Annotated in this window: 31 protein-coding genes; all 31 read right to left on the bottom strand. The window is 40.9% G+C overall.

The window, feature by feature from the left end:
• Positions 1-35 precede the first annotated feature (35 nt).
• The 31 genes from D7D54_RS07005 to cls all read right to left on the bottom strand — a co-directional run bounded on the left by D7D54_RS07005 (position 36) and on the right by cls (position 19789).
• The gene (locus D7D54_RS07005) at positions 36-674 is read right to left on the bottom strand and encodes an adenylate kinase (protein ID WP_001050436.1); all 639 of its coding nucleotides are present in this window, start codon (positions 672-674) and stop codon (positions 36-38) included.
• Between the two features lie 149 nt (positions 675-823).
• On the bottom strand, positions 824-2134 hold the full coding sequence (gene secY, locus D7D54_RS07000) for a preprotein translocase subunit SecY (RefSeq protein WP_020901854.1): 1311 nt from the start codon (positions 2132-2134) through the stop codon (positions 824-826).
• Between the two features lie 12 nt (positions 2135-2146).
• Positions 2147-2587 carry a 50S ribosomal protein L15 gene (gene rplO, locus D7D54_RS06995; RefSeq protein ID WP_000766087.1) on the bottom strand — a complete coding sequence of 147 codons (441 nt, stop codon included), beginning with the start codon at positions 2585-2587 and terminating at the stop codon, positions 2147-2149.
• Between the two features lie 144 nt (positions 2588-2731).
• The gene (gene rpmD / locus D7D54_RS06990) at positions 2732-2914 is read right to left on the bottom strand and encodes a 50S ribosomal protein L30 (RefSeq protein WP_000057241.1); all 183 of its coding nucleotides are present in this window, start codon (positions 2912-2914) and stop codon (positions 2732-2734) included.
• 13 nt (positions 2915-2927) lie between these two features.
• Positions 2928-3422: a 30S ribosomal protein S5 gene (rpsE, locus tag D7D54_RS06985; protein ID WP_000874202.1), complete on the bottom strand. Its 495-nt coding sequence runs from the start codon at positions 3420-3422 to the stop codon at positions 2928-2930.
• A gap of 17 nt (positions 3423-3439) precedes the next feature.
• Complete coding sequence (gene rplR, locus D7D54_RS06980) at positions 3440-3796, bottom strand: 50S ribosomal protein L18 (RefSeq protein WP_000624044.1); 357 nt, start codon at positions 3794-3796, stop codon at positions 3440-3442.
• An 83-nt stretch (positions 3797-3879) separates the two neighbouring features.
• Positions 3880-4416: a 50S ribosomal protein L6 gene (gene rplF / locus D7D54_RS06975; RefSeq protein ID WP_000086626.1), complete on the bottom strand. Its 537-nt coding sequence runs from the start codon at positions 4414-4416 to the stop codon at positions 3880-3882.
• Between the two features lie 187 nt (positions 4417-4603).
• Positions 4604-5002, bottom strand: a complete 399-nt coding sequence (gene rpsH, locus D7D54_RS06970; RefSeq protein WP_000245504.1) for a 30S ribosomal protein S8 — start codon at positions 5000-5002, stop codon at positions 4604-4606.
• 284 nt (positions 5003-5286) lie between these two features.
• Positions 5287-5472 (bottom strand): type Z 30S ribosomal protein S14, encoded by a 186-nt coding sequence (locus tag D7D54_RS06965; RefSeq protein ID WP_001085697.1) that lies wholly within the window; start codon positions 5470-5472, stop codon positions 5287-5289.
• A gap of 17 nt (positions 5473-5489) precedes the next feature.
• On the bottom strand, positions 5490-6032 hold the full coding sequence (rplE, locus tag D7D54_RS06960; RefSeq protein WP_000013542.1) for a 50S ribosomal protein L5: 543 nt from the start codon (positions 6030-6032) through the stop codon (positions 5490-5492).
• 23 nt (positions 6033-6055) lie between these two features.
• A complete protein-coding gene (rplX, locus tag D7D54_RS06955; protein WP_000497691.1) occupies positions 6056-6361 on the bottom strand; it encodes a 50S ribosomal protein L24 in 306 nt (101 codons plus the stop codon).
• A 77-nt stretch (positions 6362-6438) separates the two neighbouring features.
• Positions 6439-6807, bottom strand: a complete 369-nt coding sequence (gene rplN / locus D7D54_RS06950) for a 50S ribosomal protein L14 (RefSeq protein WP_000616545.1) — start codon at positions 6805-6807, stop codon at positions 6439-6441.
• Positions 6808-6832: 25 nt separating this feature from the next.
• Positions 6833-7093 (bottom strand): 30S ribosomal protein S17, encoded by a 261-nt coding sequence (gene rpsQ, locus D7D54_RS06945; RefSeq protein WP_000440801.1) that lies wholly within the window; start codon positions 7091-7093, stop codon positions 6833-6835.
• Between the two features lie 24 nt (positions 7094-7117).
• On the bottom strand, positions 7118-7324 hold the full coding sequence (gene rpmC / locus D7D54_RS06940; protein ID WP_000772918.1) for a 50S ribosomal protein L29: 207 nt from the start codon (positions 7322-7324) through the stop codon (positions 7118-7120).
• A 9-nt stretch (positions 7325-7333) separates the two neighbouring features.
• Positions 7334-7747, bottom strand: coding sequence for a 50S ribosomal protein L16 (gene rplP, locus D7D54_RS06935; RefSeq protein ID WP_000960946.1), 414 nt, complete (start codon positions 7745-7747; stop codon positions 7334-7336).
• 3 nt (positions 7748-7750) lie between these two features.
• A complete protein-coding gene (gene rpsC / locus D7D54_RS06930) occupies positions 7751-8404 on the bottom strand; it encodes a 30S ribosomal protein S3 (RefSeq protein WP_000529936.1) in 654 nt (217 codons plus the stop codon).
• Positions 8405-8416: 12 nt separating this feature from the next.
• Positions 8417-8761: a 50S ribosomal protein L22 gene (gene rplV, locus D7D54_RS06925; RefSeq protein ID WP_000818137.1), complete on the bottom strand. Its 345-nt coding sequence runs from the start codon at positions 8759-8761 to the stop codon at positions 8417-8419.
• An 11-nt stretch (positions 8762-8772) separates the two neighbouring features.
• Positions 8773-9054: a 30S ribosomal protein S19 gene (gene rpsS, locus D7D54_RS06920; protein ID WP_000533766.1), complete on the bottom strand. Its 282-nt coding sequence runs from the start codon at positions 9052-9054 to the stop codon at positions 8773-8775.
• 103 nt (positions 9055-9157) lie between these two features.
• Complete coding sequence (rplB, locus tag D7D54_RS06915) at positions 9158-9991, bottom strand: 50S ribosomal protein L2 (RefSeq protein WP_000512911.1); 834 nt, start codon at positions 9989-9991, stop codon at positions 9158-9160.
• A gap of 17 nt (positions 9992-10008) precedes the next feature.
• Positions 10009-10305, bottom strand: a complete 297-nt coding sequence (locus D7D54_RS06910) for a 50S ribosomal protein L23 (protein WP_001055347.1) — start codon at positions 10303-10305, stop codon at positions 10009-10011.
• A complete protein-coding gene (gene rplD / locus D7D54_RS06905) occupies positions 10305-10928 on the bottom strand; it encodes a 50S ribosomal protein L4 (protein WP_000024549.1) in 624 nt (207 codons plus the stop codon). Before rplD ends, D7D54_RS06910 begins: the two co-directional genes overlap by 1 nt.
• Positions 10929-10952: 24 nt before the next feature.
• A complete protein-coding gene (gene rplC, locus D7D54_RS06900) occupies positions 10953-11579 on the bottom strand; it encodes a 50S ribosomal protein L3 (RefSeq protein ID WP_000160197.1) in 627 nt (208 codons plus the stop codon).
• Between the two features lie 82 nt (positions 11580-11661).
• A complete protein-coding gene (gene rpsJ, locus D7D54_RS06895) occupies positions 11662-11970 on the bottom strand; it encodes a 30S ribosomal protein S10 (protein ID WP_001284513.1) in 309 nt (102 codons plus the stop codon).
• Between the two features lie 17 nt (positions 11971-11987).
• The gene (locus D7D54_RS09310) at positions 11988-12239 is read right to left on the bottom strand and encodes a hypothetical protein (RefSeq protein ID WP_162496601.1); all 252 of its coding nucleotides are present in this window, start codon (positions 12237-12239) and stop codon (positions 11988-11990) included.
• Complete coding sequence (locus tag D7D54_RS06890; protein ID WP_020901853.1) at positions 12214-12840, bottom strand: uridine kinase family protein; 627 nt, start codon at positions 12838-12840, stop codon at positions 12214-12216. Before D7D54_RS06890 ends, D7D54_RS09310 begins: the two co-directional genes overlap by 26 nt.
• Complete coding sequence (gene nrdG / locus D7D54_RS06885) at positions 12837-13427, bottom strand: anaerobic ribonucleoside-triphosphate reductase activating protein (RefSeq protein ID WP_020901852.1); 591 nt, start codon at positions 13425-13427, stop codon at positions 12837-12839. The genes D7D54_RS06890 and nrdG overlap by 4 nt, the downstream gene beginning before the upstream one ends.
• Positions 13420-13926 (bottom strand): GNAT family N-acetyltransferase, encoded by a 507-nt coding sequence (locus D7D54_RS06880; protein WP_020901851.1) that lies wholly within the window; start codon positions 13924-13926, stop codon positions 13420-13422. The genes nrdG and D7D54_RS06880 overlap by 8 nt, the downstream gene beginning before the upstream one ends.
• Positions 13927-13969: 43 nt before the next feature.
• Positions 13970-14110, bottom strand: a complete 141-nt coding sequence (locus D7D54_RS09380; RefSeq protein ID WP_000521621.1) for a hypothetical protein — start codon at positions 14108-14110, stop codon at positions 13970-13972.
• A gap of 11 nt (positions 14111-14121) precedes the next feature.
• A complete protein-coding gene (gene nrdD / locus D7D54_RS06870) occupies positions 14122-16329 on the bottom strand; it encodes an anaerobic ribonucleoside-triphosphate reductase (RefSeq protein WP_020901850.1) in 2208 nt (735 codons plus the stop codon).
• A 119-nt stretch (positions 16330-16448) separates the two neighbouring features.
• The gene (locus D7D54_RS06865; RefSeq protein WP_120719113.1) at positions 16449-18002 is read right to left on the bottom strand and encodes a damage-inducible protein CinA; all 1554 of its coding nucleotides are present in this window, start codon (positions 18000-18002) and stop codon (positions 16449-16451) included.
• Positions 18003-18256: 254 nt separating this feature from the next.
• Positions 18257-19789, bottom strand: a complete 1533-nt coding sequence (cls, locus tag D7D54_RS06855; RefSeq protein ID WP_120719112.1) for a cardiolipin synthase — start codon at positions 19787-19789, stop codon at positions 18257-18259.
• Positions 19790-19954: the final 165 nt, after the last annotated feature.

Raw genomic sequence — 19954 nt, 5'->3', positions numbered from 1 at the left:
ATTTGTAGCGGATTTTTGCAAGTGTGAAAAACGCTTTATTTCAAATTTGTCAATACTTTTTCGATATCTGAGAAGACATCATTGATATCTTGATTACCTTCGATGTCATGAACCAAACCTTTGGCACGGTAGTGAGCAATGATTGGCTCCCCTTGAGCAATATTAACATCTAAACGACGTTTCACTGTCTCAGGTTTATCATCTTCACGTTGGTAGTAATCTTCTTCTTTATAGTCAACTGGTGGGTTAAAGACCTTGTGGAAAGTTTCTCCAGTTACACGGTGGATGATACGGCCACTCAAACGTTCCAAGAGGCTGTCTGGATTTACTTCAATGTTGATAACACCTTCTAGTTCAATACCAAGTTCAGCCAATGTTTTATCCAAGGCATGAGCTTGTTCGATTGTACGTGGGTAACCATCCAATAAAAATCCTGTTTCTTTAATATCATCTTGTGAAAGACGTTCTTTTACGATTCCATTTGTAACTTCATCAGGAACCAATTCACCCTTGTCAATATATGACTTAGCAAGAACACCCATTTCAGTTTGATTTGCCATTGCAGCTCGGAACATATCACCTGTTGAGATATGTGCAACATGGAATTGTTCTACGATTTTTGCTGCTTGAGTTCCCTTACCTGCACCAGGTAAGCCCATAATCAAAAGATTCATGATTTGATCTCCTTATTTTATTTTTAAATAGAAGCAAAAAATCTTTTCACCCCTATTTAAAAACAAAATAGAAGAGGGGAGACCAAACTCTCACTAATGTTAGAGTTAAACCTCCACTCCCTCAGTATTTACTGATTCTGTAAATACTTTTATTCTGTTCTATCCATGAAACCAACATACTTACGTTTCAATAGGTAACCTTCCAATTGTTTGATTCCTTCAATACCTGTAGAGATAATGATCAAAAGACTAGTTCCTCCAAAAGCAACTGCTTCTGAAAGTCCGAAAACATCTTTTGCTACGATCGGTAAAATAGAAATCACACCAAGGAAGAGGGAACCAACAGTTGCAAGACGACGAAGAAGTTTAGACATATATTCTTCTGTACCTTTACCAGGACGAACTCCGTGGATATAGGCTCCGCTCTTTTGTAGGTTCTCTGCCGCTTTTTCAGGATTAATCTGTACAAACGTATAGAAGAATGTAAAGAGAATAATCAACAAAGCATACATGGCAATACCAGTTGGTGAAGTTGTTGCCAGCATTTCTTGTGCTGTTCTTACCCAAGCCCAATCATGACCTGTAGCGCTCAAAAACTGAAGAATAGCCGCAGGCGCTGCAGTAATCGAACTTGCAAAGATAACAGGGATAACTCCAGCAGGGTTTACCTTCAAAGGAAGGTAAGAGCTAGATGGAGCACCTTGTGCAACCTTAGTATATTGGATTGGAATTTTGTATTCTGCTTGTTGAACATAAGTTGTAAAGTAAATGATCAACAATACAGTAATAATCAAAATGATTACAAAAATGATAGATGAGTTGATACGTTCACTTGGGACGTTCACAAAGTAGTCCACATAGATGCCCTGAATCATCTCTGGAATTGAGGCAACAATCCCGGCAAAGATGATCATAGAAACACCATTTCCATATCCCTTATCTGTAATTTGCTCTCCCAACCAAGTAACAATCATGCTACCAGCTGTTAAGATGATACCAATCATGATAAAGACTTGTGGAGTAAGAGCTGTTTTCAACAATTGAGCTCCAGCCAAAGTATTAAAACCAGCTGTAATCCCGATAGATTGCACAAAGGCTAAAACAAGAGCAATATAACGAGTAGCTTGATTCAATTTTCTTCGACCTACTTCCCCTTGTTTACCCCACTCTACAAACTTGGGTAAAATATCCATTTGCAAGAGTTGGACAACGATAGAGGCTGTAATGTAGGGGCTAACACCAAGAGCAAAAACTGAGAAGTTTTTCATGGCATTCCCTGATACCAAACTCAACATGTTTAAGAAGGATAATCCACTTAAAGCATTCAAGCTATTGGCATTCACACCAGGAACTGTAATGCTAGTTCCGATACGAAAAACCAAAACGATAAAAATTGTAAATAAAATTTTTGATCGAACCTGCTTGACTTTAAGAGCTTCTCTTAATAATTTAAAAAACATAGGTCACCTCTCTTAGATGACTTCTACTGAACCACCTTTAGCAGTGATAGCTTCTTCAGCTGATTTAGAGAATTTAGCTGCTTTCACAGTCAATTTCTTAGTCAACTCACCGTTACCAAGAATTTTAATACCTGATTTTTCAGCTTTAACAATTCCTGCTTCGATAAGAACAACTGGAGTAACTTCAGCACCATCTTCAAAGACGTTCAATTGGTCAAGGTTCACAATTGCGTATTCTTTAGCGTTGATATTAGTGAATCCACGTTTTGGAAGACGACGGAACAATGGAGTTTGTCCACCTTCAAAACCAAGGCGAACTCCGCCACCGCTACGAGCTTTTTGACCTTTTTGACCACGACCAGAAGTTTTACCGTTACCTGATGAAGTACCACGACCAACGCGGTTACGTACTTTACGAGAACCTTCTGCAGGTTTCAATTCATGAAGTTTCATTTTTATTTTCTCCTCTTTTGTAAAATGCTAGCGCCGATAAGGGAGAAAAGGTTGTCTCCCCCATCAACTCGCCTATACGACGTCATCATAGATGACTATATCTAGTTTTAGGGGATGGTATAGTGCACATCCCCTAAAAATTCATTAGTTTACTTCTTCAACTGTTACCAAGTGAGATACTGCAGTGATCATACCACGGATAGCAGCGTTATCTTCTTTAATAACAGAGCTGTTCAATTTGCCAAGTCCAAGTGCTACAACAGTTTTACGTTGTGATGGAATGCGTCCGATTGGAGACTTAGTCAAAGTAATTTTAATTTGAGCCATTTTATCCCCTTTCTTATGCCAAATCAGAAACTGAAATACCACGAAGGGCAGCAACTTCTTCAGCGCGTTTCAATTGTTTCAAACCTTCAACAGTTGCACGAACAATGTTGATTGGAGTGTTAGAACCAAGTGATTTAGATGTAATATCTGCCACACCTGCCAATTCCACAACGGCACGAACTGCACCACCAGCGGCAACTCCAGAACCTTCTACAGCAGGTTTCAACAATACTTTAGCTCCACCGAATTCTGAAAGAACTTCGTGTGGAATTGTTGTTCCAACCATAGGAACTTCAATCAAGTTTTTCTTAGCATCATCTACTGCTTTACGGATTGCTTCTGGAACTTCTTGAGCTTTACCAGTACCAAATCCTACGCGACCATTGTGGTCACCAACAACAACAAGAGCTGCGAAACGAAGACGACGTCCACCTTTAACAACTTTTGTAACACGGTTGACAGCAACTACGCGTTCTTCTAATTCAACTGCATTGTCTTTAAATGCCATTTTCTAGTGTCCTCCTATTAGAATTTCAATCCGTTTTCACGAGCTGCATCAGCCAAAGCTTTCACACGTCCGTGATATAGATATCCACCGCGGTCGAACACCACTTCTGAAATACCTTTAGCGTTTGCACGTTCTGCAACGAGTTTACCGACAGCAACGGCTTGTTCAGTTTTAGTTCCTTTTGAAACTTCTTTATCAAGAGTTGAAGCACTTGCGAGCGTTACACCCGCTACGTCATCAATCACTTGAGCGTAGATGCCTGTATTAGAACGGAATACGTTCAAACGTGGGCGATCAGCAGTTCCAGAGAGTTTTCCGCGAACGCGACGGTGGCGTTTTTGGCGGAGTTTGTTTTTATCTGGTTTTGAAATCACAGTTTTCACCTCTTTAGTTTTAAATCGTGTGCTATGCACAAAGTTGGAAAATAGGTTGGTGGTTGAGAATCAACCACTCAACATTATTTACCTGTTTTACCTTCTTTACGGCGAACGAATTCACCAACGTAACGGATACCTTTACCTTTATATGGTTCTGGCGAACGAAGGCTACGTACGTAAGCAGCTGTTTGACCAACTACTTCTTTTGAAATTCCGCTAACAACGATTGTTGTTGGGTTTGGAAGTTCAAAAGTAATACCTTCTGGAGCTTCAACTTCGTCTGGATGAGATTTACCAACAGCCAAAACAAGTTTAGATCCTTGAAGTTGTGCACGGTAACCAACCCCGCGCATTTCAAGTTCTTTCTTGAATCCTTCTGATACACCAACAACCATGTTGTTCAAAAGGGCACGAGTAGTTCCGTGGATAGTTTTCATTTCTTTTGAATCGTTTGGACGGTGAAGAGTTACTTCTGTACCTTCCACACGGATTTCAATATCTTTTGAGAACTCACGAGTAAGTTCTCCTTTAGGTCCTTTTACAGTTACAACGTTGTCATTGTTGGTGATTTCAACACCAGCAGGCAACACGATAACTTTATTACCAATACGTGACATGTTTATTTTCTCCTGTTAAATTGTCAGGCCAAGACGGCCAGTTTTCACGGGGTTAAATCGATTCCTCGATTTAAAGGAACATTTAGGTTTCAATTTCAAAGTGAATCTAGGCATCGTCTCGCAGACATAACTTTGGGTTAGGCAAGAGACGATAACGAAGAGTCACAAAGAAATTGGGAGCTAAATATTACCAAACGTAAGCGATAACTTCTCCACCAACATTCTTTTGGCGTGCTTCTTTATCAGTAAGCAAACCTTCAGAAGTTGAAAGGATAGCAATTCCAAGTCCGTTAAGAACTTTTGGAAGGTCTTCACGTTTTTTGTAGACACGAAGTCCTGGTTTAGAAACACGTTTCAAGTTAGTGATAACTTTTTCACCGTTTGGTCCGTATTTAAGGAATACACGGATGATGCCTTGTTTGTCATCTTCGATGATTTCAACGTTTTTTACAAAACCTTCGCGTTTAAGGATTTCAGCAATCCCTTTTTTGATGTTTGATGCAGGTACTTCAAGTACTTCGTGTTTTGCTTGGTTAGCGTTACGAATACGAGTTAGGAAGTCTGCGATTGGGTCAGTCATAACCATTTTGTTTTTCTCCTCTTACTAGTAGTTTGCAAGTTGCACTTGCTAGTTAATACATGATACAAAGAGCGTAACAGCAAGAGCAAAAATAGGCAATTTGATGCAGGAGCGATGCTCCAAAGAAAATTGGTCTTTTTTGCCAAAGCTGTAGCTCGTGTTCAAATTGGCAAGCCCAACTGAACCCGGGCTAAACTCTGTGTGAAAAAGATAAACTTTCCTAGAAACTTCAGTTTCTTCGTCAAGTTTCCTATTTTCACTTGGAGTTTTGACGCCCTTGATATCTTAAATTACCAAGATGCTTTTGTTACACCAGGAATTTGTCCTTTGTAAGCTAATTCACGGAAGCAAACACGGCAAAGTTTAAATTTGCGGTAAACTGAATGTGGACGACCACATTTTTCACAACGAGTATAAGCTTGAGTAGAGAACTTCGCTGGACGTTTGTTCTTAGCAATCATTGATTTTTTAGCCATTAGATTTACCTCCTATATTATTTTGCAAAAGGCATTCCAAGGCCTGTAAGCAATGCACGTGACTCTTCGTCAGTGTTAGCAGTTGTTACGATAACGATGTCAAGACCACGAGTTTTGTCAACGTCATCGAAGTTGATTTCTGGGAAGATCAATTGTTCTTTCACACCAAGTGTGTAGTTTCCGCGTCCGTCAAATGATTTTGTTGGAACACCGTGGAAGTCACGTACACGTGGAAGTGAAACTGAAACCAATTTATCCAAGAATTCGTACATACGTTCACCACGAAGGGTAACTTTTGCACCGATCGCAACACCTTCACGAAGACGGAAGCCGGCGATTGATTTTTTAGCTTTAGTGATAAGTGGTTTTTGACCTGAGATAAGTGCTAATTCTTCAGCAGCTTTTTCAAGGCTTTTAGCGTTTGATACAGCTTCACCAACACCCATGTTCAAAACGATCTTATCTACTTTAGGCACAGCCATCACTGATGAGTAGTTGAATTGTTCTGTCAAAGCAGGAACTACTTCATTAAGATATTTTTCTTTTAAACGATTTGCCATTATACTTCTCCTTTCCTTCGTGATTAATCAAGCACTTCGCCTGATTTTTTGTTGTAGCGAACTTTTTTACCGTCTACAAATTTGTAACCAACACGACCAGCTACACCATTTTTGTCCAAAACTTGAACGTTTGATACGTGGATAGCTGCTTCTTTCTCGATGATACCACCTTGAGGAAGTTCGTTAGTTGGACGTTGGTGTTTCTTAACGATGTTAACACCTTCAACGATAACTTTGTTTACTTTTGGAAGGGCAGTAAGGACAACAGCTTCTGTTCCCTTATCTTTACCAGCGATTACGCGAACTTTGTCGCCTTTTTTTACAAACATTAGGTTTCTCCTTGATTTTTCTTACGCCCATAAGGGCACCCTAGCTTGAAGCTAGGGGACTAGTTTGTTTCTAAAAATTACAGTACTTCTGGAGCAAGTGACACGATCTTCATGAAGCCACCTTCACGCAATTCACGTGCAACTGGGCCAAAGATACGTGTTCCGCGAGGAGTTTTGTCTTCACGGATGATAACTGCTGCGTTTTCGTCAAATTTGATGTATGAACCATCAGCACGACGAGCACCTGATTTAGTACGAACGATAACTGCTTTAACAACGTCACCTTTTTTAACCGCACCACCAGGAGTAGCTTGTTTTACAGATGCCACGATAACATCACCGATGTTTGCAAATTTACGTCCTGAACCACCAAGAACTTTGATAGTCAAGATTTCGCGAGCACCGCTGTTGTCTGCGACTTTCAAACGAGTTTCTGTTTGAATCATTTCAGTTTTCTCCTTTCAGGTTTGATTAGATGATGACCGCTTCTTCAACAACTTCTACAAGACGGAAACGTTTTGTAGCTGAAAGCGGGCGAGTTTCCATGATACGTACGATATCGCCTTCTTTGGCAACATTGTTTTCATCATGAGCTTTGTATTTTTTAGAGTAGTTAATACGTTTACCATAGACTGGGTGGTTACGTTTTGTTTCAACTACAACTGTGATTGTCTTGTCCATTTTGTCAGATACAACACGTCCAACAAGAACTTTACGATTATTGCGTTCCATTGAAATTTCTCCTTCCCTAGTCTATTATTTCGCTTCAGATTGAACTGTTTTGATACGAGCGATTTGTTTTTTAACTTCTTTCAAGCGAGCTGTTTGTTCCAATTGACCAGTAGCAGCTTGGAAACGAAGTTCAAACAATTCTTTTTTCAATTCGTTTTCGCGCTTCGCGAGTTCTTCTTGAGAAAGACCACGAAGTTCTTTAACAAATTCTTTTACTTCATTAAGTTTCATGCCTTCTCCTTATTCTGCTTCACGTTTTACGAATTTACATTTAACTGGCAATTTGTGGCTAGCAAGACGAAGCGCTTCGCGAGCGATCTCTTCAGATACACCAGCGATTTCGAACATCACTTTACCACGTTTAACTGGTGCTACCCAACCTTCAGGTGCCCCTTTACCAGATCCCATACGCACACCGATAGCTTTAGCAGTGTATGATTTGTGTGGGAAGATTTTAATCCAAACTTTACCACCACGTTTCATGTAACGAGTCATGGCGATACGAGCAGCTTCGATTTGGCGGTTAGTGATCCAGTGGCTAGTTGTAGCTTGAAGACCGTATTCACCGAATGCTACTTCTTTTCCACCTTTTGCTTCACCGCGCATTTTTCCACGGAATTCACGACGGTGTTTAACACGTTTAGGTACTAACATTGGTTATTTACCTCCTTTAGTGTTTTTGCGAGCTGGAAGAACTTCACCACGGTAGATCCATACTTTAACACCAAGTTTACCGTATGTAGTATCTGCTTCTTCCCAAGCGTAATCGATATCTGCACGAAGTGTGTGAAGTGGAACAGTTCCTTCAGAGTATCCTTCAGCACGGGCAATATCTGCACCGTTCAAACGACCTGATACTTGAGTTTTGATTCCTTTAGCTCCAGCACGCATTGCACGTTGGATTGCTTGTTTTTGTGCACGACGGAAAGCAACACGTTGCTCCAATTGACGAGCAATACCTTCACCTACAAGGTGAGCATCCAAATCAGGTTGTTTGATTTCGATGATGTTGATGTGTACTTGTTTTCCAGTCAATTTGTTAAGTTTTGCACGGAGTGCATCAACGTTTGCACCACCTTTACCGATAACCATACCTGGTTTAGCAGTGTGAAGTGAAACGTTAACTTTGTTTACTGCGCGTTCGATTTCGATAGTTGAAACTGCTGCGTCAGCAAGTTCTTTTTGAACGAATTTACGGATTGCAAGATCTTCATGAAGGTAATCCGCGTATTCTTTTTCAGCATACCATTTGGCATCCCAATCACGGATGATGCCGACACGCATACCAATTGGATGTACTTTTTGACCCACGATTTTACCTCCTTATTTTTCTGCAACAGCTACAGTGATGTGAGCTGTACGTTTGTTGATTGGTGAAGCTGAACCTTTCGCACGTGGACGGAAACGTTTCATAGTTGGTCCTTCGTTTGCGAATGCTTCAGATACTACCAAGTTAGCTTTATCCAAACCAAAGTTGTTTTCAGCGTTAGCTACAGCTGAGTTCAAAACTTTCAAGATGATTTCAGCAGCTTTGTTTGGAGTGAATGTCAAGATTGCGATTGCATCGGCTACGCTTTTACCACGGATGTTATCAAGAACAAGACGTGATTTACGAGGTGAAACACGTACTGTACGAGCCATTGCTTTAGCTGAAGTAATTTCTGCCATTTATGTTCTCCTTATTTTCTACGTGTTTTCTTGTCGTCTGCAGCGTGACCTTTGTAAGTACGAGTTGGTGCAAATTCACCAAGTTTGTGACCTACCATGTCTTCTTGGATATAAACAGGTACGTGTTTACGTCCGTCATAAACTGCAATAGTGTAACCAATGAAACTTGGGAAGATCGTTGAACGACGTGACCAAGTTTTAATAACTTTTTTCTTTTCGTCGTTAGCTTGAGCTTCAACTTTTTTCATCAAATGCTCATCGACGAAAGGTCCTTTTTTAAGACTGCGTCCCATTTTTATATTTTCTCCTTTAAATGTTGTACCACAGCGGCTTGCGCTCCTATGGAGCGCTACCGAGCTGGCGGATTTACTAGTTACTTAAGCGACTAGTTTAATATTATTTCTCGTTGCGACGACGAACGATAAGTTTGTCAGATTTCGCTTTTTTGTTACGAGTTTTAAGACCAAGAGCAGGTTTGCCCCATGGAGTAGATGGTGCTTTACGACCAACTGGTGCTTTACCTTCACCACCACCGTGTGGGTGATCGTTAGGGTTCATTACAGAACCACGAACTGTTGGGCGAATACCTTTCCAACGGCTACGTCCTGCTTTACCAAGGTTTACAAGCCCATGTTGTTCGTTTCCGACAACACCAACTGTAGCACGGCAAGTTCCAAGAATCATACGAACTTCACCTGATTGAAGACGAACAAGAACGTATTTACCTTCAGAACCCAATACTTGAGCAGATGCTCCAGCAGCACGCACCAATTCACCACCACGACCTGGTTTTAACTCGATGTTGTGGATCAAAGTACCAACTGGAATGTTAGCAAGTGGAAGAGCGTTTCCGACTTTGATATCTGCTTCTGGACCTGAAACGATACGTTGACCTACTTCAAGACCTTTTGGAGCGATGATGTATGCTTTCACACCGTCAGTGTAGTGTACAAGAGCGATGTTTGCAGAACGGTTTGGATCGTACTCGATTGTTTTAACAACTGCTTCAACGTTGTCTTTGTTACGTTTGAAGTCAACCAAACGGTAGAAACGTTTGTGTCCACCACCTTGGTGACGAACTGTGATACGACCGTTGTTATTACGACCAGCCTTGCTCTTCAATGCAACAAGCAATGATTTTTCAGGAGTGCTTGTTGTGATTTCAGCGAAATCCAAAGAAGTCATATTACGGCGACCGTTTGTTGTTGGTTTATAAACACGAATTCCCACGATATTTCCTCCTTAGATTATTCAGCTTCAGCAGCAAACAACTCGATTGCTTTAGAATCAGCTGTAAGTGTGATGATAGCTTTTTTAGTTTTGTTAGTAAAACCAGTGTAACGTCCAACACGTTTAGCTTTTGGTTTTACGTTAATTGTGTTAACATTAGCAACTTTAACACCTTCGAAAGCAGCTTCAACAGCTTGCTTGATCAAAAGCTTGTGTGCACGAGTGTCAACTTCAAATACATATTTGCCTGCTTCAAGTTGAGCCATTGAGCTTTCAGTGATTACAGGTTTTTTGATAACATCATACAAATTCATTATGCAAGAACCTCCTCGATTTTAGAGATAGCTGCTTGAGTAACAAGAAGTTTGTCACTATTTGCGATGTCAAGAACACTTGCAGTTGTAGCAGTCGCAACTTTCACGTTTGGAAGGTTACGAGCTGAGAGAGCTGCGAATTCGTTTCCTTCTTCAAGAATAACAAGGACTTTAGAATCGATGCTCAAAGCTGCAAGAACTTTTGCAAATTCAGCAGTTTTTGGAGCTGTAAATTCAAGAGAATCAACGGCTACAAATTTATTTTCAGCAACTTTTTCTGAGTAAACAGATTTAAGTGCAAGGCGACGAACTTTTTGAGGAAGTTTGTACGCATAGCTACGTGGAGTTGGTCCGAAGACGATTCCACCACCACGCCATTGTGGAGAGCGGATAGAACCTTGACGAGCACGTCCAGTTCCTTTTTGACGCCATGGTTTGCGTCCGCCACCTGAAACAGCTGAGCGGTTTTTAACTGCGTGAGTTCCTTGACGAAGGCTAGCACGTTGGCTGATGATCACATCAAACACAACAGATTGGTTTGGTTCGATACCAAAGATTGCATCGTTAAGAACAACTTCGCCCGCTTGTTTACCAGTTTGGTCGAATAATGTTACATTTGCCATTTTGACTGTATTCCCCTTTCCTTATTATTTACCAGCTTTAACTGCCGACTTGATAGTGATAAGAGATTTCTTAGCACCTGGTACGTTACCTTTGATAAGGATAACGTTCTTTTCTGGAACAACTTGTACAACTTCAAGGTTTTGAATTGTTACGCGGTCACCACCCATACGTCCTGCAAGGTTTTTACCTTTGAATACGCGGTTAGGTGCAACAGGTCCCATAGAACCTGGACGACGGTGGTAACGAGAACCGTGAGCCATTGGTCCACGTGATTGTCCGTGGCGTTTGATAACACCTTGGAAACCTTTACCTTTAGAAGTACCAGTTACGTCAACAACGTCTCCAGCTGCGAATGTTTCAACTGTAATTTCAGCACCAACTTCCAAGCCTTCAACGTTTTTGAATTCACGAATGAAGCGCTTAGGAGCCGTGTTAGCTTTCGCTACATGTCCTTTAGCAGGTTTGTTGCTCAATACTTCACGTTTGTCATCGAAACCAACTTGGATAGCGTTGTATCCGTCTGTTTCAACAGTTTTAACTTGAAGAACAACGTTTGGAGTTGCTTCAATAACTGTTACAGGGATCAATTCGCCAGCTTCAGTGAAGATTTGAGTCATTCCCACTTTTTTCCCTAAGATTCCTTTTGTCATGAGAAAATAGTTCCTTTTCTATATTTTTTATTCAAAAAGTTTTTAACGAGCGTTTTTTATGCTCAAGGTATCAAGCTTTAGATTAAAGTTTGATTTCTACGTTCACACCACTTGGAAGATCCAATTTCATCAAAGCATCAACTGTTTTTTGAGTTGGGTTAACGATATCGATCAAACGTTTGTGTGTACGCATTTCAAATTGTTCGCGAGAGTCTTTATATTTGTGAGTCGCACGAATGATTGTATAGAGGCTACGTTCAGTTGGAAGTGGGATTGGACCCGCAACTTGTGCACCTGTACGAGTAGCTGATTCTACGATTTTTGCAGCCGCTGTGTCAAGCGTACGGTGTTCGTAAGCTTTCAAACGGATACGGATTTTTTTGTTTGCCATCTTTTTCTCCTTTTCGTCTATTTAAGATAATAGGCTAGCTCCACAAGAAAACCGACGCGGTGTTGCGTGGCAATGCAACCGAGCGTGTCGCAACCTCTTGCATCAAAGCTAAGGCTGTAATTTACAGCACCATAATAGAATAACACAAAGCCCCTGCGATTGCAAGGGATTTGTTGCTGTTTTTTTGTTTTTTTGCGATGAAACTGTTTTCCTATTTTTCTTTTTAAAACTAGGGATTTTCTTCTATATAAGGTGGGTTCTCTTGACATCAAATTTATCTTCTGATTGATCCACTAAGATGTCCGCCATTGACTCGGTTTCTTTATAGTATCGCAGATACTGCTCCCGTCTTATCTGATGACTAGCCAATATAAAGTATGCATCGCGATTTCTCACAGTCGTATCTCGAGCTAGACGCCTCTTTAATTCGGTCTCCTCATCTGTGTAGAAACCAATGGTTTTATCAAAGAGTTCTTTGGGTAGAAAGCCCACAGACATTCCTTCGACTATCAGAATTGGTTTTGCTCCATACAAGACCTCACTAGCCTTCCAAGGTTCTTCAATTGTTAAGACATCCATACCCGCCTGTAAGGCCAAGATATCTCTCTGCAAACTCGCCAGTTCATGCGCCACTGGCAAACAAGCTGTCACCTTTTGTTTTGGCGCGTCCTTTAGTACTACAAGATGGCGTCCTGAAGTGATATAAGGATCTGTTTCTAATAAATTTACTGTAGTAGAATCTAAAGCTTGGTACAATTCCTGTGCAAAGGTTGATTTACCTGAAGCTCCATGACCGTATATTCCCAGTGACCTGACTTTCCCCGTTTCGATATCTGAGACCAGTTCTTTTATTAAGTCGTTTTTCTTCACTCTCTCTTCACCTGTTCATAGCTTTCTTTTCCATCATTGAGCTTGTCCCAAATCACTACTTGCCCACTTTGGAGCGATTTTTGCACATCGATGATGCGTTGGTTGGACGAACCTCGGAACTGAAGCATGAGATTTCGTTTAGTTCGATCATACCGTCCATCTACAAGAATGTCAATCAATGATAAGAGTTCCAGTTTATCTGGAGTTTCCAACATCATTTCTTCCCATGTATAGCCGGTCCATGACCAGATATCCTTATTTGGCAATTCCTTTCGAATGCGCTTAACGAGCGGCAAAAGAATGCCCGTGTTTAGAAAAGGCTCCCCTCCTAGCAAAGTCAAGCCTTGAACATAGGGTTGGGCAAGGTCTGCCATAATCTGCTCTTCTAATTCTGCTGTATAGGGTATTCCTGCATTGAAGGACCAGGTTGCTACATTATAACAACCCTCGCAGTGAAACATACAACCTGATACATAGAGAGAGTTGCGCACACCTTCCCCATCCACAAAGTTAAAGGCCTTGTAATCAATAATTCGACCTTGACTGAGTTCCTCGCTTTTCCATTCTTGTGGTTTTGGATTATTCATTCGCTACCTCTATCCAATAACGCTCGACTCCATTACGAACATCCTCAAGGAGCCCACCATTTGCTAGAATGACTGCTCTGCTGGCAGGATTATTCACGCTACAGGTTACAAGAACTTTCTTGATGTTCTTTTCCTTAGCAACTTGCAAGCCCTGATGGAGAGTTTCTTGAGCATAACCTTTGCCTCTTTCAGACGGTCGGATGGAGTAGCCAATGTGACCACCTTCTTCTAGTAAAAAGTTACTGAGGCGCAATCGGAGATTAAGAAATCCAACTGCTTGACCTTTCTCAGAAAAAGCCACTAACTGAATTGCAGGAACCCATCCTTCAGGCAGATTAATCCCCATTTCCTGATTCTGATTGCTTTCCAGCCACTCTTCATATACAAAGTTCTCTGTATCCCAAAATCCTCCATCATGGGCTGATTGGCTCTTTTCAAACTCTGCCATCATCTCTAAAACTGTTTCTTTATCTGCCAATATTGGTCTGCGTAGTTCCATCCTTACCTCCCACTAAGAGAAAAGCGAGAGCTGACTCTCACTTTTATTTTTTCTTGTTCTTATTTAAAAATTGTTCTCTGAGGCTGAGCAAGCGTTCTTTTTTACCAGCTCCACCCTTAGAATGTTTCTCGTGATAACGGGTCACTTGTGCGCGCCCCTTATCGTCTAATTGATATTTTCCCATTTCATTTCTTTCTAATTTGTTACTTGATGGCCAGCTATTTTAATCGTTGAGCCATTCATATGTTTGACACGCGCAGCGATTTCTTTGTGACGGCCGTTGACCATAGGTCTCGCTTGAGGATTGCCTAGATAGCCACAAGTACGTTTAACAACGTCTACTGTTTTAGGGTCACTATTGCCACAGTTTGGACAAGCAAATCCTCTTTCAGTTGGTTCAAAATCTCCTTCAAAGTCACACTTGTAGCAACGGTCAATTGGAGTATTGGTTCCCAGATAACCCACACGGTCATAAGCGTAATCCCAGACAGCCTCCAAGGCCTTTGGATTTTGCTGGAGGACTGGATACTCACAATAATGGATGAAACCACCTGACACACCTGCTTCTGGATAGACTTTTTCAAAATCCAATTTTTCAAACGGTGTTGGATTTTTACGAACATCGTAGTGGAAAGAGTTGGTGTAGTATTCCTTGTCTGTAATATCAGGAATAGAGCCAAACTTCTCTGTATCTAGTCGACAGAAACGGTCTGTTAAACTTTCAGACGGTGTTGAGTAGATAGAGAAATGGTAGCCATATTGGTCAGACCACTCTTCTACACGGCGTTTCATATCGCGAATGATATCTAGCGTGAATTCCTTAGCATCTGGATTACTTTCCCAGCTGTTTCCAAAGAAAACAGTCGCTACTTCATACAAACCGATATAGCCCAGCGAAACTGTCGCACGACGATTCTTAAAGAGCTGGTCAACACTTTCTTCTTTACCTAGACGATGACCAAAAGCACCGTATTGATAAAGGATAGGAGCATTAGCTGGTGTCGCTTCCTTGGTCCGTTCAACACGATAAACCAGGGCATCTTCAGCGATATTCATACGCTCGTTGAAGATTTCCCAGAACTTGTTCATATCTCCTTCAGACTCGAGAGCAATACGAGGCAGGTTAACCGTCACAACACCCAGATTCATACGGCCTGAGTTGACCTCAACACCATTTTCATCCTTCCATCCTTGGAGGAAAGAACGGCAACCCATAGGCACCTTGAAGGAACCTGTCAGTTCGATAATCTTATCATAGGACAAGACATCTGGATACATCCGCTTGGTTGCACACTCAAGAGCTAATTGCTTGATGTCGTAGTTGGGAGTTCCTTCCTCTAAGTTGAGTCCTCTTTTAAGCGTGAAGATAAGTTTAGGGAAGATGGCTGTGCGGTGTTCTGAACCAAGCCCCTTGATACGAATGTTTAAAATTGCCTTTTGAATTTCTCGTTCAAAACGATTGGTTCCCAGACCAAAACCTAGCGAAGTAAAAGGTGTTTGTCCATTTGAAGTGAAGAGAGTATTGATTTCATACTCGAGAGATTGCATGGCATCATAGATGTCTTTTTGAGTTTTCTTCCAAGCGTAATCTTCCCGTTTTTCAGGTAAAACCCACTCCTCCGCATCTTTGAGGTGTTTTTGGTAATTCTTCTCTGCATAGGGCGCCAAAACTTCATCGATACGGTCAGCTGAACAGCCACCGTACTGGCTAGAAGCAACGTTGGCGATGATTTGGGAAATCTGAGCTGTTGCAGTCTGGATAGACTTGGGACTTTCTACCTCTGCATTTCCAATCTTAAAACCATTTTCCAACATACCTTTAAAATCAATCAAACAGCAGTTGGTCATAGGTGTATAGGGACTGTAGTCCAAATCGTGATAGTGGATATCCCCCTTTTGGTGGGCATTGGCTACGTGCTTAGGAAGCATTTGCAGTCCGATTGATTTCCCAACAATGCCTGCTGTCAAATCGCGCTGGGTGTTAAAGACATCGCTGTCTTTATTAGCATTTTCATTGACAACTGCCTGGTCTTTGTTGAGAAGTTTATGGATACTAAAGTTAATATCTGTTGCTTTTGATCGCTCAAAATCCCTCTGTGTTCGATAAGTAATATACTCCTCAGCTAGCGCATATTCTTTGGCTTCAAGGAGTTCATGTTCTACGATATTTTGAATTTCGTAAATCTTAACCCCCTGTGGAAAGCGACTATGAATTTCTGTGACAATTCGCTCGGTCAGAGCATTTAGGCGCTTTTCAACCAAGGGTGTCACATCCATAACCTTGTCAGCCGCCTTGTGGAGAGCCTTGTCAATCTTGTCCACATCAAATACAACACGTCTCCCATCTCGTTTCTCGACGAAGAGAGTTGGCAAAATTGTAATTTTTTCTTCTAGTGCAATCATATGCATGCTCTTTTCTAAAATGTTCTTTCTAAAAAGTATTATACCACTCTAAAAAGAAAAATCAATATCTTGTGTTAAAAATCCTAAAATTTTTAAAAATACACAAGATATTGATTTGGCTATTTGATTTTATAGACTTTAAACTCTGAGTAATCAGTCTTTACTTGTTGGTAATTTTCTTTCAAGAGTGTCTCCGCCTCAGACCAGAGAGCCACCTTGTCAGTCACCACAATCACCTTAGGTTGGTTTTCTTTCAAGTCATTGATTAAACTAGTTTTATTCTCTTCTGTACTCGTGTAAAGAAGAGGTGATGGGAACATGGATCCAGCCAAACGCTGGCTTTCTTTATACATTTGAACATGTGAATCCCAAATATAGATTTGGTCACCATCACTCGTCTCTTGTTTGACTCTGTCTACCACTTGATGTTGCTCTCTATAAGAAGCTGGATGCAAGACAAAACGAGCCACAAAAGGAATTGCAATCAGATAAACCACCACGAGGATCGGTAGGTAGAGATTTCCCTCCATGAATTTTTTCCATAGAGTAGGAACTTCCTCTCTTCTCCGACGACGAGCTCCCCTAGCTGAATGCTTCCCACGAATACTGGTCATCAAAAGAAGGAGTAAAAATGGAATGATTAGAATCAAACGCGAACCGTGAAGAGGTTCTTGAGAAAAAAGCAACAAGGCTAGTACAAATAAGAAAGTGAAACTAGCAGGCACTGAAATAACATATAATCTTGATGTCTTTGATTGGAACAAGCCTAGAAAAACAAGGAAAAGAGCTCCTAAACCAAAGGTCAACAAACCATAGAATACAACATTATCCATTAGTTGGGGATTGGTAAAGACCTGAAGGGAATCAATCGGATACAAAAGACTCCCTAGAGCTTCTCCAAAACCACCTGAAGCAAGGACATAGTAGCCTACTGGGTAAAAGATGAGAGAAAAACCAAGCGCCGCTGCAAAAAACTGATAAACTCCATGGACAAAACGACCATGCCCAACATTAAAGACAAATAAACCAATCGTTACTACTGCAGTAAAGAGAAGACTTGTAAGAGGCTCTATGAAAAATGATAGACCCAAAAAGATCCCCAGACGTAAAAATCCCTTGTCATGGTTAGGAGTTGAAAGATAAGCTGCTATGAATGAAAATCCTGCAAACAGGAATGGCAGAGCTAAGATCGTAGCATAGCCTCCTCCAAAACCAAGCCCCGACACCAAAATATAAAATATTGTTAGGAGTTGCTTAGCTTGCTCCCTTTGCCCTGTCAAATACTCTGTCGAAGAAAAGAGGAAGTAACCTCCTCCTAAGAGGGCTAGCCATTCTACCAAGGCAAAAAGAATGCCGCCTTGGGTAATATAAAGTAGCAAGTAATAAAGAATGCCTTGACTAGCATAATAGCTACTGTAAAGCTGTCCTCCCTGATGCAAAGCCCAGCCTATATACAAATCCTGAGCCTGAGAAGGACTTACCATATCTAAAAGTAAAGGAAGCACCACAGAAAAAATCGTCGCAATCGTACTTCCCATGATAAGCTTGAAAAATGGGAAAGCTAGGTGCTCTTCTTTTTCCAGGTCCGATTCAAGGTTCCTATTCAATCTATTTTCTATTTCATCACTCTGTATCGTTTCGGATACTTCTTCGATTCTGCCGTATACAGCCATGTCGTTTCTCCTATTCAATTTATCTGTCTTAGTATATCAAAAAGACCTAGAATTGTCAGCTTGCGATGGCTGTTTGAGTGATTTTTTACATAGTTGCACAAAGGTTTCAATTTCCCGAAATCGGTGTAAATGCGTCTGTTTAAATGTCAGGATATAATCCAATTCTTTCTGAGTCAGCATCATTCCCCCTCTATCTTTCTATTCGTAAAAGGCAAGAAAAATAGGACTGGTTTGTGTCCTAAGTCCTAGATTTCTTATAATATTGGGGCAAATAACTGGGCAATTTCCTTAATCAATTTTTGATACCAGCTATTTTTTATCGTATCTTGGAAAATTTCTTGAGATACTGAAAAAATCTCCTGAAAATCTTTTTGAATCTCTGTGATTGATGCCGTTTTATATAGCAAAACGGCATTTTCATAGTGGTGAAGCAAACTTCTATAATCTAAATTGATAGTCCCAACTGCAGCAAAATCCTTATCCACTAGGATTTGTTTACTGTGGATAAAGCCTGGACTATACTCAAAAATCCTGACTCCTGCTGACAAAAGATCCGGATAGGCTCCTCTTGTTATGAGCTGGATTAATTTTTTATCCGGAATGAAAGGAGTCACGATGCGGACATCAACACCCCTCATGGCTGCATTTTTAATACTCTCAGTTAAATCATAGTCAATAATCAAATAGGGTGTTGTGATATAGACTGAATCAGTAGCCTGATTAATCAAACTTTGATAAACTTTTTTCCCTACTTGAGTACGGAAGATGGGCTTGGGTCCACTACCGTAAGGAATGCAGAGCCCTTGGCCAGAACAAGGCTGATTTTCCAGGTGATACTGGTCAAAATCGCTGATTTCCCAACGATTGATGTACCAAGTCATCAAAAAAAGACGGGTTAGAGCCTTGACACCAGGGCCATCTAAGCGAATCCCACTGTCCTTCCAATAGCCAAAGCGTTCTATATGATTGATGTACTCATCGGCTAAGTTAATGCCTCCTGTATAGGCTACCTGACCATCTATGACAAGGATTTTACGATGGTCCCGATTGTTGTAAGCCACCGTCAAACGAGGAATCACCTTGTTAAACTTATGGGCTTCAATTCCTCGACTACGAAGTTGAATAGTATAGTCTCCAGGCAAAGTCGCCATACAGCCGATATCATCATAGAGCATCTTGACCTCTACACCCTGAGCTGCCTTTTGCTCTAGTATATCTAGTATGCTATTCCACATCAAACCTTCTTCGACAATATAGTACTCTAGAAAGATAAATTTCTCAGCTTTCTTGAGGTCTTCCAACATATGTTGCCACATGCTTTCACCCGAAGAAAAGAATTGTGAATCTGTTCGATCATAGACATCGGCATTGCTATCCATACTTAGCAAAGATTTGATAACTCCGTAAGCCGCCTTATCATCTTCCTTCAATTTCTGGCGGAGAGCTTTACTGTTATCCTCCCGAAAATGCATAGAACCAAGTTTGTCCAACTGCTTGATTTCTTTTTTGGACAATCGCCTTTCACCAAACATCAGATAGAGCAAGGGTCCGATGACAGGAACAAAAGTTACCACTAACCACATTACTTTACTATCAGGTGTCATTGAACGATTGACAATTGCGACAATAGTCGCCATACTCATAAAGATTAAGAGAATAACCCATAGAATAGAAGCCATACGCCCTAAGTAAAGAAAGAGACCAAAAACAAGAGAAAGTTCAAGCAGCATAATCGAAAGACTAAAGCCATACTTGGACATTAATAATTGAAATTTTCTATATTTCATATCCCCTCCTTGATATTTTGATACTCAATGAAAAGCAAAGAGCAAACTAGGAAGCTAGCCGCAGGTTGCTCAAAACACTGTTTTGAGGTTGCAGATGGAAGCTGACGTGGTTTGAAGAGATTTTCGAAGAGTATGAATGCTAAAAACAGGTAATTGATACTAGTA

This window comes from Streptococcus chosunensis, assembly GCF_003626515.1.
In the GTDB taxonomy this organism is placed as follows: domain Bacteria; phylum Bacillota; class Bacilli; order Lactobacillales; family Streptococcaceae; genus Streptococcus; species Streptococcus chosunensis.
The sequence above is the reverse complement of the archived record's forward strand: the minus strand, read 5'-3'. Positions and strand labels throughout refer to the sequence as shown.

Excerpts from the sequence above, each read along its gene's own strand:
- D7D54_RS07005 (WP_001050436.1), bottom strand. The coding sequence starts at position 674 with ATGAATCTTTTGATTATGGGCTTACCTGGTGCAGGTAAGGGAACTCAA.
- secY (WP_020901854.1), bottom strand. The coding sequence starts at position 2,134 with ATGTTTTTTAAATTATTAAGAGAAGCTCTTAAAGTCAAGCAGGTTCGA.
- rplO (WP_000766087.1), bottom strand. The coding sequence starts at position 2,587 with ATGAAACTTCATGAATTGAAACCTGCAGAAGGTTCTCGTAAAGTACGT.
- rpmD (WP_000057241.1), bottom strand. The coding sequence starts at position 2,914 with ATGGCTCAAATTAAAATTACTTTGACTAAGTCTCCAATCGGACGCATT.
- rpsE (WP_000874202.1), bottom strand. The coding sequence starts at position 3,422 with ATGGCATTTAAAGACAATGCAGTTGAATTAGAAGAACGCGTAGTTGCT.
- rplF (WP_000086626.1), bottom strand. The coding sequence starts at position 4,416 with ATGTCACGTATTGGTAATAAAGTTATCGTGTTGCCTGCTGGTGTTGAA.
- rpsH (WP_000245504.1), bottom strand. The coding sequence starts at position 5,002 with ATGGTTATGACTGACCCAATCGCAGACTTCCTAACTCGTATTCGTAAC.
- D7D54_RS06965 (WP_001085697.1), bottom strand. The coding sequence starts at position 5,472 with ATGGCTAAAAAATCAATGATTGCTAAGAACAAACGTCCAGCGAAGTTC.
- rplE (WP_000013542.1), bottom strand. The coding sequence starts at position 6,032 with ATGGCAAATCGTTTAAAAGAAAAATATCTTAATGAAGTAGTTCCTGCT.
- rplX (WP_000497691.1), bottom strand. The coding sequence starts at position 6,361 with ATGTTTGTAAAAAAAGGCGACAAAGTTCGCGTAATCGCTGGTAAAGAT.
- rplN (WP_000616545.1), bottom strand. The coding sequence starts at position 6,807 with ATGATTCAAACAGAAACTCGTTTGAAAGTCGCAGACAACAGCGGTGCT.
- rpsQ (WP_000440801.1), bottom strand. The coding sequence starts at position 7,093 with ATGGAACGCAATAATCGTAAAGTTCTTGTTGGACGTGTTGTATCTGAC.
- rpmC (WP_000772918.1), bottom strand. The coding sequence starts at position 7,324 with ATGAAACTTAATGAAGTAAAAGAATTTGTTAAAGAACTTCGTGGTCTT.
- rplP (WP_000960946.1), bottom strand. The coding sequence starts at position 7,747 with ATGTTAGTACCTAAACGTGTTAAACACCGTCGTGAATTCCGTGGAAAA.
- rplV (WP_000818137.1), bottom strand. The coding sequence starts at position 8,761 with ATGGCAGAAATTACTTCAGCTAAAGCAATGGCTCGTACAGTACGTGTT.
- rpsS (WP_000533766.1), bottom strand. The coding sequence starts at position 9,054 with ATGGGACGCAGTCTTAAAAAAGGACCTTTCGTCGATGAGCATTTGATG.
- D7D54_RS06910 (WP_001055347.1), bottom strand. The coding sequence starts at position 10,305 with ATGAATTTGTATGATGTTATCAAAAAACCTGTAATCACTGAAAGCTCA.
- rplD (WP_000024549.1), bottom strand. The coding sequence starts at position 10,928 with ATGGCAAATGTAACATTATTCGACCAAACTGGTAAACAAGCGGGCGAA.
- rplC (WP_000160197.1), bottom strand. The coding sequence starts at position 11,579 with ATGACAAAAGGAATCTTAGGGAAAAAAGTGGGAATGACTCAAATCTTC.
- rpsJ (WP_001284513.1), bottom strand. The coding sequence starts at position 11,970 with ATGGCAAACAAAAAAATCCGTATCCGTTTGAAAGCTTACGAACACCGT.
- D7D54_RS09310 (WP_162496601.1), bottom strand. The coding sequence starts at position 12,239 with ATGTCAAGAGAACCCACCTTATATAGAAGAAAATCCCTAGTTTTAAAA.
- nrdG (WP_020901852.1), bottom strand. The coding sequence starts at position 13,427 with ATGAATAATCCAAAACCACAAGAATGGAAAAGCGAGGAACTCAGTCAA.
- D7D54_RS06880 (WP_020901851.1), bottom strand. The coding sequence starts at position 13,926 with ATGGAACTACGCAGACCAATATTGGCAGATAAAGAAACAGTTTTAGAG.
- D7D54_RS09380 (WP_000521621.1), bottom strand. The coding sequence starts at position 14,110 with ATGGGAAAATATCAATTAGACGATAAGGGGCGCGCACAAGTGACCCGT.
- nrdD (WP_020901850.1), bottom strand. The coding sequence starts at position 16,329 with ATGATTGCACTAGAAGAAAAAATTACAATTTTGCCAACTCTCTTCGTC.
- D7D54_RS06865 (WP_120719113.1), bottom strand. The coding sequence starts at position 18,002 with ATGGCTGTATACGGCAGAATCGAAGAAGTATCCGAAACGATACAGAGT.
- cls (WP_120719112.1), bottom strand. The coding sequence starts at position 19,789 with ATGAAATATAGAAAATTTCAATTATTAATGTCCAAGTATGGCTTTAGT.